Below are 14,354 nucleotides of genomic sequence, written 5' to 3' on the forward strand. Positions count from 1 at the left end.
TCCGCCTACGCTAGCAGGTGCGGCTGACGCTTTTGTTTCATCATGCGGGCCTACGCTGGCACGCATCGGCAAGGGACAGGAGGCAATGTCGATGCGACGCATCCCGCGTGGTTTCACCCTGCTGGAACTGATGGTGGTGCTGGTGATCATCGGCATCTGCACGGCAGGCATCGGCCTGGGCCTGGGCAGCCTGCTCGACCCCGCGCGCCAGCTGCGGCAGGAAGGCGAACGACTGGCGCAGCGCCTGCAGGTGGCGCGCGACGAGGCCCGCATCGATGGCCGCCCCCTGCGCTGGCAGGCCGACGCCGCCGGCTATCGTTTCAGCCGCCTCGAAGGCAGCCGCTGGGTCACCGTTGAACGCGATGATCTGCTGCGTCCACAGAAGTGGCAGGCTGCAGGCATCGCGGTGCAGCCCACCAACGCCATCGAGCTGAGCCCGGAGTGGATCGGTACCGCCTGGGAGCTTGGACTGTCGCTGGACGGCCGCGCACTGCGTCTTCGTGATGATGGCAGCGGACAATTGCAGGTCGTGCAGTGAAGCAGACGGCGTGCGGATTCACCCTGATCGAGGTGCTGATCGCGCTGGCGATCGTATCGATTGCACTGGCTGCGGTGATGCGCTCGGTGGCAGTGGCGACCGACGATCAGTCATGGCTGCGCGACCGTCGCCTGGCGCTGTTGTGCGCGCAGGACCGCTGGCAGGAGCTGCGCCTCGTCGGGCAGCCGCCGCGGGATGCGCGGCAGCGCTGTGTGCAGGGACGCGGCAGCTTCCTGGTCCTGCAGCATCTGGGCACTGGCAGCGACGGGCAGCCGCAACTGGAATTGACCGTGGTGGCCGAAGATGCACCGCGACAGTCGCTGGCCCGGATGCAGCTGCCGTGGACGGCGGCGCAATGAGGCGCGCCGTGCGTGGCTTCACCCTGATCGAGGTGATGATCGCGATCACCATCATGGGCGTGCTGGCGCTGATCTGCTGGCGTGCGCTGGACAGCGTGGCCAGCAGCGACCAGCGCCTGCGCCAGGCCGATGCCGAGACCACGACGGCGCTGCGCGTGCTGCAGCAGTTCCAGCGCGATATTGAAATGCGTGCCGACGATGCGCTGATGAATGGCGCGGTGCGCCCGGCAGATCGTCCGCAGCGATTGCTGCCCCCGTCGCTGGTGAGCGAGCGGCACCCGGATGGCAGCTTCGCGCTGGAGATCACCCGCAGTGTCGGCAGTGATGGGCTGCACTGGCAGCGGGTGCGCTGGTGGCGGCAGGGCAGCACGCTGTGGCGGGCCAGTGGTGCGGCTACGGACCGGTATCCCCTGCCCGCACCAGATCCGTCGAAGGGCATTGCGGTGGCGCGCGATGTGCAGCGGTTCGAGGTGCGGGCGTGGCAGCCTGGAACGGGATGGGCCGTGTTGCCGAGCGAGGGCGAGGTATTGCCGGCCACCGGACTTGAACTGCGGTTGGGCCTGCGCGATGGGCGTGGGCCGTTGAGTTACCGGCGGGTACTGGAGCTTTAAGATTGGTTCGTGGCACCGCATCCACGCATGGCGTGGATCTACTGCCGAGCTGCTTCTACTGCAGAGCCTGCTCTGGTGGGTGCCGACCGTTGGTCGGCACTGACGCTGTCCGGGCATCCACGCATGGCGAGGATCTACCGCCGACCAAGGTCGGCATCTACCGTGACACATGCGCGTCCCTCCTGCCGCCGGGCGCTCTCCTGCACCCGGCGGCGCTGTGTCAGTGGTCCTCACCGCTGATGGCCTCTCCCTGCCCTCCGTGCCGTCCTGGCTGGGGCCGCCACCGTTCCCTGGCGGCTGGCCCGATGCTGCAGCCCGATGCGGTGCACCGGGCAATGCGTGCCGACCAAGGTCGGCACCTACCGTGGCGTGCAATGCCTATCGGCGCTGCGTGCCTTCGTCGCGGCTTGCCTGCGGGAACTGGAAGGCGCTGTTGGCGTCGTAGCCGCTGTTGGCAGTGGTACCGCGTGCCGGCGGCGCAATGCTGCTGGTGCCACTGCCGAAGCCGAGGATCTGCACGCTGATCACCGATGGCTGGTTGCGCCGCGCGTCGTCCTGGCTCTTGCGCATCACGTCCTGTGCGGCCTGGCTGGCACTGTTCGCTGCAGCACTGGCCGACGCCAGCGCATTGACGTTCACCGTGGCCAACACCGGCAGGCCCTTGCTCTCACCCTGCACCTGGATGTTGGCCGCGTTGAGCACCTGCAGCGCGGCAAGGTTGATGTTGCCCGAAACACGGATGCCCGCTTCGCCCGCATCGATGGTGCCCAGCGGCGCGATCAGGTCGACGTCGCCCGGCGGCACTTCGGCGATGGGGTTCAAGGTGGCGATGCCTGCGCCACTGGCGGGAGCCTGCGGCGACAGGATCACATTGCCCCAGCCGTCATAGACGCGACGCGGCGGCGTGTACAACAAGGTGGTCCGCGAACCGCGACCGGCATTGATGTCACCCTGCTCCGACCAGGCCAGGATGTCACCGCCGAACGTCGTCATCACCCGCGACAGGCCCAGCAGCACGCTGTCCTGGCTGAACAGCCGGATGTCACCCTGCCCTTGGGTCACCAGCCCGGCACTGGCCGGTGGCACCACGCCCTGCACACCCACCACGATCTGTCCGCCCGGTGCCATCAGCTCGATGTTGCCACCGGCTTCGGTACGTACGCCGGCGCCGCCATACATCAGGATATCGCCGGTGCGTTGGATCGTCGCACCTGCTGCATCCTTGTCCGGCATCAGCGTGGCGATGGCCTCACGGCCCCGCAGGTAAGAACCAACACGTGGCCCATTCCGATCGTTGTACTCGCGGCCGCCTTCGCGCAGTTCGGCGTAGTAGACCTGGCGCAGGAACATCCGTTGCTGTTCGCTCGGCAACCGGTCGAACGCAGCCAGCGCCTCGGCGCCGTCGACGGCCAGGCCGAAGCGCTGCTGCAGCCACTGCTTCAACTCCTTGTCATAGATCTTCACCGCCTTGCCGGGCTGCGATGCCAGCGACTGCGCCGGGTCGGCCAGGTTGACCGGGTCCAGGTAGCGCGTGCGCAGTGCATCGAAGTCAATGCCCTGATTGCCGGCAGTCACTGCGATGCTGGCACCGGGACGGGCATCGCCCTGGACGACGCCACCCAGGCTCACGATGCTTCCGGCCTCTTCCTGGCGCAGCTGCCGGCCCGCACTCACTTCAACGTTGCCAGGGCCGGCCACCGTCAGGTTGCTGCGGATGATGTCCCGGCCCGCCTCGATCCCGCTGATATCGGTACCGCTGGTGTTGAGCGCGGTGACGTTCGCATTGATCACGTCGCGACCGGCGCGCAGCTGTACGGCCGAGCCCGCTTCGTACCAGTCGAACAGTGTCCGGCTCTCCTCGCCGATGTTCCGCCTCAATTGCCTGCGCCCGCCGCTGCCCAACCCGATGATGTCACCGGCAACGGCATAGAAGCGGCTGGGCGACGTGGGCCGGGACGTCAGCGCACCCGTGGTCGGAGTACTGGGGCCGAACGCGAACAAGGGCAGGTTCGCCGACGGATCCGCTCCCTGCACCCCATCGTCGGAGAGATTGTGGCCGACCCGGGTCAGGCTGGCGCCCCGCTGGGCCACGAATGCAGGATCAAACGGGCCAGGCAGGCGGGCGTCGCTACCGGAACGTGCAATGCCGGTGGCGTTGATCGCGGCATGGATCGAGCCTCCGGCCAGAACATCGAGCTGGCCGCTGGCCGAAGGCGCGAGCAGGATCACATCGCCCGTAGTCGCCCCTGGTCCGAGACCTCGAAGCGGGGCGCTGATGATGTCACCACTCGCTGCCACCGCGCTGAACCTGGACGGATACAGCCAGTAATTGATGCTGGCGGGAACGGATTGCTCGCGCAGCGCGATGCCTTCAGCGAACATGTTGCTACCGGTTGCATGCAGAGTTCCGGCCAGGCTGGGTGCGAGATTTCCGCCTGCCGAGAACAGGTCCAGTGCCGTGCCTCGGGTCCAGAGCGAGAACCACGTCGTGCCAGCTGCATGCTGGCCATCGCCCAGAACCACGTCGTTGTAGTTGGCCGTCGGTACACGCCCTGCATCTGCGGCGCCACCGAGAACAATGTCACCACGGGCCTGCAGGCGGGCAGTGGAATCACCCAGAATGAGCAGGGGCCCCGCCATCGCCACCGGGGCGTCCGCCACGAACGGATCCATCAGGCCCAGCGTTCCGTAGCTGCTCTGTATCGCGCTGAGGCCACCGATGCGTGCCGCCTGCAGCAGGGTGCTGCCGCGCAGGTTGGTCATCGCGCCATTGAGATCCAGATCCTGCAGGAAACTCTCCGGCTGCTGCGCGCTGGCGCGCAGGCCAGGATTCAACGCACCGCCACTGCGCAGGGTCAGGTCGCCGCCACCGGTCAGATGCAGCTCACCATTGCTGACGCGCCCGGTCGACCCTACCGCAGCGACAATCGCGCTGGAATGAGGCGCGGTCAACAGACCCAGGGCATTGCCCATCGGGTCGAGCACGCCCGCGTGGCGGCCCGCTTCCAGTGACAGATTGCCGCCTCCCAGCGTGCCGAAGCCGGTGAACCCGACCATGCGGGGAGCTGCGTCCGCTTCGGCGCCCACGGTGCTGTACGTGCCGAAGTTGATCCACCAGCTCGTCGGTGTTGCCTGGACGCCTTCGGTGGTGCCCGTACCCTGCCGCCACAACCAGCCGCCCACGGCTGCGCTTGAATGCCCGGCCTGGTCGCGCTGCGCCGTACCGGATTCGGACCGGGCGGTCCAGGCGTCGCCGATGATGTCGCGCCCGGCTTCAACCCTGAGATCGCCGCCATGGTCGGGATACCACGCACGGTAACTGGCCAGTGCCGCATCATAGTTGCCCGAGACCTGGTTCTTTCCCAGCAGCGAGGTGTGCCAGGGCGCAGCCGTTCGCACCGGATTGAACTGGGGGTCGCTGCCATCGCCCAGCAGCGTCGGCGCACCTGCGGTGTACACGCCGAAGCCGGACTTCATGCGCACGTCCTGCGCGGCCAGCAGTGCCAGATCACCCTTGCCGGTACGCAGCACGCTCCAGGCCGGTGCGCCCAGGCGCTTGCCGTAGGTGGTGACTTCGGTAAGCGTGCCGCCGCCGTAGCAGTAGCCCATTGCCGCGCAGATCTCTTCCTCCGACATGCCCATCTCGGCGCCCAGTTCCGTAGCCGGGCGACCGACCCAGGATTCATCGCCCCACCATGCCAGCGAGCCTTCCTTGTCCACCAGGCGCGGGGCGGGGCCGCAGAAGGCGCCTGCGCCACAGATCTCCGCCTCGGTGGTCCCGATGATCTCGGCCACCTCGGCAGGTGACTTTCCGGCCAGACTCTCATCGCCCCACCAGTACAGAGAACCTTCCAAATTGACGATTCGATCACCCTTCCATTCCGTCGTCTTGGTCACCGTCCCGATGGTGCTGTAGTGGCTGTCGGCCAGCACGATGCTGCCGTCACTTCCCCAGCTGCGGGTACGCGGATCGGCAGCGGTCGTATCGGCACCGGCCACTGCAGTCAGATCCCACGAGGTGGTGCCTTCGGGCAGCATCGCCGCCAGCGCCCAGTTTCGCCCCTGGCGCCCGCTGGCGTCGGCCGCCCGCAGCTTCACCGGTGCATCGCCTGGCAGCTCCACCTTGGTCATCGACGGGATGATCGCACCGGCATGCAGGTTCAGCGCGCCTGAAAGCTTCATCGCCATGGGCAGGGTGACGCCGGCCGGCCACACCTGTGCGGCCAACGGCGCCGGCGTGCGCAGGCGGAAACCGGCACCCAGTCGGGCACCGGACTGCAAGGCCAGCGCCTCTGCCAGCACGGTGCCGGCCGCCATCACCTGCCCGCTGTCTGTGGTCACTACCGCGCCCAGCACGGTACCGGCCGGCAGCAGGAGCGGTCCGGACAACACCATCTCTGCCGGCAGCACGGTTCCCGCGGGCAGGGTCACGGCCTCGAAGGGAAGTGCATAGTTCAGCGTCGCGCCAGCACGGAATTCGGTGCCGCGCTGCAGCTGTACACCTTCGCCGGGCACGATCAGGTCGCCACCGAACGCCGTGTTGGGCGTACCGGCACTGCGCCCCTCCAGCAGCACCCAGCCGTCCTCATCGGGATTGGCAGGCGGCGGCGCGAATCCATCGTTGATGCTGCCGTAGACGTTGATATCGCCTTCGGCGCGCAGCACCAGCGCTGCCGATTCACCGAAGCCTCGGCGCGCTGGATCGGTCCGGTTCGACTGCGGTCCGTAGCGGTAGCCGGACAGATCGATATCGCCGGCCACGACCAGATCGCCACGCGGGTTGTCACTGCTGGTCCGCGCCACGATCTGCACGCCGGGACGCAGGCGATAGCTGCCCAGTGCGGCAGTGCGCTGCTGCAATCCCGCATTGGCCAGTGCGGCATTCATCCACTGGCTGTTGTCCGGGTCCACAACCGTGTCCAGCCAATGCTGGTTGATCACCTGCGGACGATGGCCATGCACGTCCGGAGCGCTTGTCAACGGCGCCGAATCATAGCTGCGGAAGGCGTTGACCTGGAGATCGGCGGCACCGGCGATGCGGAGTCCGCTGGCCACGTCAATCGCAGCGTCGTTGCTGCCCACGCGTGGCACGTTGAGCTTGACGCTGCCGCGTGCGCGGCCATCGTTCTGACCCGGGCTGCTACCCGTGGCCACCGAGGTGCCGGCGCGCAGGTCCATCGATGAGGTCGCGCCCAGCTGCAGGCTGCCACTGGCCGAGGTCAGTTCGATCATCGCCCGGTTCGGGCTGTCGATGATCTTGCCGTAACTATCGACGCGCAAGGCGCTGCCATGCGCGTCCAATGTGCCGTCGATACGCAACACATCGCGGGCGGACAGGCGGATGCTGCCGACCTGTTCGCCACTGGCATCAATGCGGCCATTGACGAGCAGGCTGCCGCCATCGACGCTGATATCCACGTTGCGTGCCTTCACTTCATCGCCAATCACCAGGCCGCCTTCGCTCAACTGGAACGTCCGGCCACCGGTAATGCCACCGGCGGTAAGCCGGGTGTTCAGGCCGGAGAAGTCCTGCAACTGGCGTGCACGCACTACCAGCTCGCCGCCGTCGTAGGGCACTTCAGTGCCACCGGCGTCGTAGCGGCCGCTGGCTCCGCCAAGCAACGTGCCTGCCAGATCCACACGGCCGCCCTGCGCGCCCAGCGCAGCGACCGTCAAGCGGCCGCCGCGGTTGTTGCGGGCAGAAAGATCGATGCGCGACGCCGCGTCGGCAACGATGTCACCGTCACGGCTCGACAGCGCTACGTCGCCGCCCCAACTGTACTTGTCCACGTCGAACAGGCTGACCTTCCGCCCCGCCATGTCCAGCACTGCATTGCTGCCAAGCGCCACGCCCTGGCGGGCATTGGCTTCGAACCGGCCGGACGCCAGCGCCACCCGGCTGTCGATCACAACGCGTTCGGCCGTGATGGACAACTCCGCACCCAACGCATCGCTGCCCGCGGTTGCCGCAGCACCGCGCACCTGCACCGTACCGCCATTGCGGATTGCCAGCTGAGCGCCCGCACTGCCGGTCAGCAGCGGGGTAACGATATCCAGCGCGCCGCCGCTGAACTGCCAGCCGCTGCCTGCCACGTAATCGCCCTGCCGCTGGAAGACATCCAGGCTGCCCTTGCCGGAGAACAACATGCGATCCGATGCTGCCAGGGTAACGCCGGCGAAGCCGAGCACCTGGCGATCCGCGGCCACCGACGAACTGGGCCGGGTAAAGGGCGCACGCCCCAGCTCCAGCACCCGTGCATTGATTTCCAGCTGCCCTTGGCCAAGCCGGCCCACCATCGCCTCGCCGGCCGGCTGGGTCTGCTCACCGCCGGGCAACGTGGTGCCGGCCAGCGTACCGTCCCAGACCAGCGTATCGGCGAAGATGCGCGCGTGGTCGGCCGCAGAGCCGTAGCCATGAATGGCAGGGGCGCCCAGCACCAGGCTGCGCAGGCTGCTGCGTCCGGTTGCGCCCTCACGGGTGTCCAGGTCCACGCTGCCGAAGACATTGATGGCATCGCGCGCGGTCAGGCTGAGGGCCTCCAGCGCCGGCGCGCCGGTCGCGGTGTTTCCCCGCAGCAATCGCTGCAACACCTCCTGGTTCATGGTCATGCCCGCCGGCAGGGCGCCGGCCGCCGCTGCCGCCGCAATGGCCTCGGCGCTGCCGAGATTGAGCGCCGACATGCCCAGGCCGAGCTGGCGCGTGCCGTAGCTCACCGCGTCGCCAATGCTCAGCGCGCCGTCGGTGACCACGTTGATGCTGCCTGCCGACAGCAACCGGGTCTGGCCATTGCAGTCCACCACGCATCCGCCGATGTCGATCGCCACCGGACCGCCGGCACTGCCGCCCTGCGCACTGAGCGCCGTCAAGCGCTGGTTGGACACGGCAAGCAGGCCGCCCGACACCAGGTAGGGCGCCGTGGGCTGTGCCACGCGCGAGGTATTTGCCCCGGTCAAGGTATCGATCGAAGCGCCCTGCTCCACCAGGATTCCCTTGCCTCCGAACGCGGCCGACAGAAGCACTTCCTGCGCCGTCAGGTTGACGCCGTTGCGCACCACGATGTGCTGCGCCCTGCCCTCCAGCGAATGGGTCGTCGCGTCACGCCGCAGCACGCCGCCGATCAGCATCGTCTCCGGGCGGAACGCATTGAGCGCCGAATCGAAGAGGGTGGCGCCGCTGCCGCTGCCGGCACTACCGCCTTCGGTGGCAATCTCCAACGTCGCCTCATTGGAGGCGAGCAGATTGACCGAAAGCGTGCCGCCCCGCCCGTCATTGCTGCCGGCGTTGAAGCGCGACACGCCTTGGAAGATCGCGGCTGGCACGCTCGAACGTCCGGCGCCCTCACCCAGTGCCAGGCTGAGGTTGCCGGCGTCCGTAGGCCGCCAGCGCAGCGCTTCACCACGCCGCTCAGCCACGCCCTGTACGAACGCGCTGTAGGGGGTCTCGTTGTAGCTGGCATGGCGGCGCACCACATCCGCCGGCGTCAGCACCAGATCGGTGAGCAGCGATGAAACTCCACCGCCCAGGCTCTGCGCCTGGTGTCCACTGACGCGCCAGGAACCCGTGCCGGTCGCCACTGCCTGGCGGCTGCCGACGGCGCTTTCGGCGCCAATTTCGACGCGGAATGCGCCCTTCTGCAGTGCGTAGCTGGCCGGCAGCAGCATGTAGGTTCCCGCCGGGAGGCCGGGAACCCCGGCAGGTATGACGATCTGCTGGCCGATGCGCGGATCGGTGCTGCCATCAGCAATCGCCTGCGGCGCCTGCGTGTCCGAGCGTCCCGGCATGATCGCGTAGACCGCATTGTCGCTGCCGCTGAAGCGGTAGCGCGGGTTCGCATCCGCCAGCGCGTGCCTCAGGATGTCCACCGAGCCGCCGCGCCCCGCCACGAATGCGGCACCGGACAGCTCGCCTCCGCCGGAGACGTCCAGCACACTGCCCGCCACGCCATTGAAAGCGTTGGCGACGATGTCGATACCGATCGGGATGTTGGTCGAGCCGGGGCCCAGCACATCGAAGTCGGCACCGTTACGGCGCCAGCCCACACCATCCACGGTACCGCCAAACGGCAGCTGCAGGCCGGCACCGCTCACCGACGTCACGCTGCCTGCAAGCAGGTCGACGCGGCTGGCCGCATCGGCGTTGAATTCCCTGCCGCCCAGCTGTACATGGCCCCACGGCGCCTGCACATTGCCGCCCTGCACCACCGTCGCCGCCACCAGCTCCAGGCTTCCGAACGCAGAGTCCGGTGCCGGTTGCGCGCCGCCTGCAATGCCATGGATGCGCAGTACGGCGTCGGGGTTCTGCCAGGACGGCAGGCCTGAAGGCCCGATGTCGGGTACGCCCGCCACGATGCGTCCCTTGGCCCGGGCCGCCGGATACATGCGTGCGGCGCTGATATCGATCGAACCCGGGCTTGCAAGCGTGGATTCCCGTGAACTACTGGCGACCGCGGCCAGCATGCGAATGTCACCGCGGCTGCGCAGCGCGACCTGATCAAATCCCGCCAGCCAGGTGACGTCGCGCAGGTCGATCAGATCGGCGCTCACGTCCAGGCGATGCTGGCGGCCGCTGTCGAACGCTGCCTCCAGTGGGCGCAACGTGCCTTCCCCGGCCGGCTGCCACCAGCGCCCCTGCGCAAGGCGGACATATGGCGCGCCCAGTTGCAGGCGGCCGCCCTCGCTGTTGCTCGGGACGAGGCCGAGGTAACGCTCATTCAAGCCCTGAATGCGCAGGCTCTGGTCCATGCGCAGATTGACATCTCCCTGGGCGCGGATGTCGCCGAACAGGGCCAGATGATCGAAACCACCGGCCTCGATCTGCTCCACCGACAGTGCCGCATGGCCGTACTCAAGGCGTGCAGGCAGGTCGGTCGTCTGCGCGGCGTGCTGGGTCAGCGAGATCACCCTCGGCGCCAGCACTTCCTTGTTCATTGCCGTTCTGCCGTAGGTTCCGCCACCGAAGGCAACGCCGAGGGTGCCACCGCGCGCGCCGTCGCCGCCCGCTGCTGCCTCCAGGTCGCCCTGCAGGTACAGCGCATTGCCGGCGCGCAGCACGATACTGCCGCCGTCGCTGTCCACCCGGGTGCGCCCGCTGCCATCAATGTCCAGCAGCGCCGAAGCACCGGACGCGTCCAGCCGCGCACCGCGCTCCACCACCACGAAGGTATCGGGCGGCAAGTGGCGTACGTTGTCCTGGTCTTCCCAGTCCAACGCCCCCCCGATCTCGATCGTTCCGCCCTTGCGCACCTGTCCGCGCAATGTCCCGCGCGCGTCGGGCAGGGAAACGCTGTCGCCGCTCACGTCCAGCAGGGCGCCCTCGGCAATCGTCCAGCGACGTTCGCGGCGTTGATCGCCACGCACACCGGTCGGATCGAATGCCTCGTCCAGGCGGATACGGCCGCCGGCCGCCTTCAGACTGCCAGCCACGTCCAGGTTGCCGGCGCTGAACAGTTCGATCGTCTGGCCGGCATCGACCTCGATCCTTGCGCCCTTGCCAACGCGCAGATCGGCCGTGGACAGCAGATGCCCCGCGCGCAGTGCCAGGCTCGCGCCGCCGCGCTGCGATACGCGTCCGCTTGTCGGATCGGCCTCATACAACGATGGCATCCAAGCCTGCACGCCCTGCTCGCGGGCCAGTGCCTGTTGTGCGCCCTCGGCCAGGCGCAGCGCCGGTCGTTCCACCGTTAGCTGAGTACCGTCTTCAACTGTCAAACCGTTGTGACCGGCGATGTCATAGCGGGCAAAGCCACTCCTGAACAGTGCTGACTGCAATCGCAACGACGCCGCCGATGCATCCGTGCCAGGCGCGCCGATAGACACCGCACCGCCTGTTGCCAGCGTGAAATTGCCGCTTCCATTGCCGAGCGCGCTGAAGCCTGCGCCATCGCCGATACGGATCCGCCCGCTGCCGTCGGTGGCAACCTCGGTGCTGGCCGCGAGCAGGCTGACACTGCCGCCCTTGCCTACGCGCCCTTTGCCACTGCCATCGATCGCGCCGCCGGCATCGACAAGAATCGCTGCCCCTTCACCCACACGGATGTCGTGACTGCTGTTGAAGCGCATCTGTCCACCGTCGATCCACGCCTGCGCGGGGTCGCCATCCGGCGCAGCAAGCGCGTTACTCCAACTGCCGCCAAGATCGATCCGTGCGCCCGCCGCAACATCCACCGCGCCGCGTCCGGACCTCAGCAGGGCCGTGGGCCCGCCGAGCGCCGGAAGCAGGTTGCCGGCCTCCACCTGCCCGCCGGCAATCTGCACCGTTCCACCGAAGCTGACGCGGCTTGCAGTGAGCCCAAGCCGGCCGCCCTCCTGCAACCTGAGCGTGCCATCCAGGTCGATGCGGCCCGCCGAAGCGAGGTCCACCTGCCCCCAACGCTGGGCGCTCAGGACCTCACTGTCCAACCACACGGTATTGCGCTGTGTTTCCCCGATCGGCACCTGCAACGTCCATGACCGGGTGTCGGCCTCGAGCGCTCCGATGCGGATCTGCGAATCGAACACTGCACTTCGGCCAGTGTTGTCGAAACGCCCGAGCCAGAGCTGGGCGTTTCGGGCCGCGGCCGTCTGTGCCTGCACGTACCCGTCCTGCGCCTGGTCCGGGCGGCGGGTCTGCTGCAGGCCCTGGAAGGCCACCGTATCCACCTGGCCCTGCAGGACAGCCGTGGGCGCCGAGATCAGCAGACGGCCAGCATCGCGTCCCACGGTATAGCCATTGTCGAAACGCTGGGTGGGTGCCACCAGCGGATTGCGGAACGATTCGGTCACCCCCCACCGTTCCTGCTTCACTTCATAGCCCTGGTACAGACCGTCGTACAGCATCTCGGCCGGTGCATCATCAAGCCGGTACAACTGCCCGTCGCGGCCACGCAGCCAGCTCTGCTGCACCACGCCGGACTGCACATCCAGGCTGCCACCGGCCAGATTGATGCGCGAACCGGCGTGGCTGACGACTTCCTTGCCTGCCAGCTGGACGGTTCCACCCTGTGCTGCCCATTCGCTGATCGAATGCCCCTGATTGTCCAGGTAGCCCCCCACTTCCAGCAGGCCGCCGCCGGCATACCAGCGCGTACCTTCATAGCCGCCGGTACCGGCGGCGACTTCGGTCAACTGGCGGCGGTCGATCCACACCTCGCTGCTGATCAGCTTGCCGCTGTCACGGTTGTCTGGCGAATCGCGCAACTCATTGCCCTGCACCTTCACCTTGACGTTGTTGCTTTCCATCGCCACCTGCACGCCCACCGCACCGGAGACGTCCACGCGCGCGCCATCATCCAGATAGCTGCGCCGGCTGGCGTCGGCGATCACCTGGCCGCCGGTGGCCACTGCCAGTGCGCCGGCCTGGAAGTTCACATCGCCGCCGGAGACGACTTCGATGCGCGATTGCTCGCGGCGATCCTGCAGGCGCGAAAGATTGTCGAAGGTGCCGCTGCTGCTGGAACCGCGCAGCTTGTCCTGCTCGGTGGATTCCTTGATGAGCGCGTCGCGCTGGCTGTCCAGCGCCGTGCTCTTGCCATCGTCTTCCAGCAGTACTGCAGTGGTCGAGCCGGAGGCCAGGGTCACACTGCCCGCCGCATCGGACGCCGAGTTCAACAGGTGCACCGTACCGCGCTGATTCAGCGTGGTGGACGCGACTGCAACGCCAGCCTGTTCGACCCGGCGTCCAGCCAGGGTGATGTCACCTTCGCGCGCCTGGATCAGGCCACTGTTGCGAACGCCGCCCGCCGTACTGTCAGCGATGAAGCGCGGGGCAATCTCATTGCCTCGGGTGGTGGACGCGGTGTTCTGGGCGGTGCCCATGCCGCGACGGATCACGAAACTGTCACCGGCGGCGAGCTGGGCCTGGCCTTTTCGAGTCTCGATCTGTCCGGCGTTCTCCACACTGTGGCCGGCCAGCAGTACATAGCCACCGCCTCGGGTGGCCGTGGTCGGTTCGTGCGTGGAGATGCGTGCACCGCGCTCGACCATGACCTTGCCCACGGCGTCGGTCAGCGCCGAGGTGTTCGCGTCGGCACTGTACAGGCCGTGCTCACGGAACTGCGCGTCGCTGATGCGCGCTGCCGCCGCCACCAGATTGCGGACATTGACCTGGCTGTTGTTGCCGAACACCACACCATTGCGGTTGGCCACGAACACCGTGCCATTGGCCTTCAGCTGGCCAAGGATCTGGCTGGGCCTTGCGGCGGGATCGTTGACCCGGTTCAACACGGCCCAGTCGGGGTTCTGCAGGAAATTCAGTGTGGTGTTGCCACCAATGTTGAAGGTTTCCCAGTTCAGGATCGCTTGGTCGGCTGTCTGCTCAATGTTGACCAGCACCCGCCCGTCGGCGGCCTGCGACTGGATCGCCTCGCGGGCGTTGATCCAGCCGCGGGTCAGCGGATTCTCGTCGACCTTCAGGCCATCCTTGCCCAGGCCATCGGCGATCACGAAGCCCGCCTCGCGGCGCGCCTGCCGTGCCTGTTCCTGCAGGCGCTGCTGCAGGGCGATGGCCTGCGCGGCCGTACCAAGGTTGTCGATCGACTGCTGCAGCTTCTGCCGTGCCGCATCCTGCTGCTGCGCGGGTAGCTGGAACTGGATCGGCACGCCATTGGGCATGCGCCCGCTCTGTGCCGCCGCGCCCTGCGCCGCACCGCGCTCGGCGAACCAGCCGGGGCTGAACGCCTGTTGGGCCTGAGTGGCCGGAGCCACCACGCTGCCCAGGGCCACTGCGACGGCCCAGGCCATCGGATGGCTGCGCCACAAGGCAGCAGGGAAACGGGCGGTGGGCGAATGCGGGTGAGACATCGGGGACCTCGTCAACCTGATGGGCCGCGTCGGCGGCGGCGTGTGTACGGATGGGCCTGCTCGAGGCAC

4 protein-coding genes are annotated in these 14,354 nt (G+C 67.7%); 3 read left to right on the top strand and 1 reads right to left on the bottom strand.

Annotated features, from left to right (window positions below):
• Positions 1-91: 91 nt before the first annotated feature.
• From gspH to ACZK13_RS11840, 3 genes are read left to right on the top strand one after another with little or no spacing between them, the layout of a single operon-like run.
• Positions 92-538 (top strand): type II secretion system minor pseudopilin GspH, encoded by a 447-nt coding sequence (gspH, locus tag ACZK13_RS11830; RefSeq protein WP_049462512.1) that lies wholly within the window; start codon positions 92-94, stop codon positions 536-538.
• The gene (gspI, locus tag ACZK13_RS11835; protein WP_478481709.1) at positions 535-897 is read left to right on the top strand and encodes a type II secretion system minor pseudopilin GspI; all 363 of its coding nucleotides are present in this window, start codon (positions 535-537) and stop codon (positions 895-897) included. Before gspH ends, gspI begins: the two co-directional genes overlap by 4 nt.
• Positions 894-1,508, top strand: coding sequence for a prepilin-type N-terminal cleavage/methylation domain-containing protein (locus tag ACZK13_RS11840; RefSeq protein ID WP_125893654.1), 615 nt, complete (start codon positions 894-896; stop codon positions 1,506-1,508). Before gspI ends, ACZK13_RS11840 begins: the two co-directional genes overlap by 4 nt.
• A gap of 378 nt (positions 1,509-1,886) precedes the next feature.
• On the opposite strand, the gene ACZK13_RS11845 is transcribed toward ACZK13_RS11840, so the two are convergent.
• Positions 1,887-14,285, bottom strand: a complete 12,399-nt coding sequence (locus tag ACZK13_RS11845) for a filamentous haemagglutinin family protein (RefSeq protein WP_478481710.1) — start codon at positions 14,283-14,285, stop codon at positions 1,887-1,889.
• Positions 14,286-14,354: the final 69 nt, after the last annotated feature.

Source organism: Stenotrophomonas sp. 99219_Sma (genome assembly GCF_056480785.1).

Coding starts and splice junctions, on each gene's coding strand:
- gspH (WP_049462512.1), top strand. CDS start 92: ATGCGACGCATCCCGCGTGGTTTCACCCTGCTGGAACTGATGGTGGTG.
- ACZK13_RS11840 (WP_125893654.1), top strand. CDS start 894: ATGAGGCGCGCCGTGCGTGGCTTCACCCTGATCGAGGTGATGATCGCG.
- ACZK13_RS11845 (WP_478481710.1), bottom strand. CDS start 14,285: ATGTCTCACCCGCATTCGCCCACCGCCCGTTTCCCTGCTGCCTTGTGG.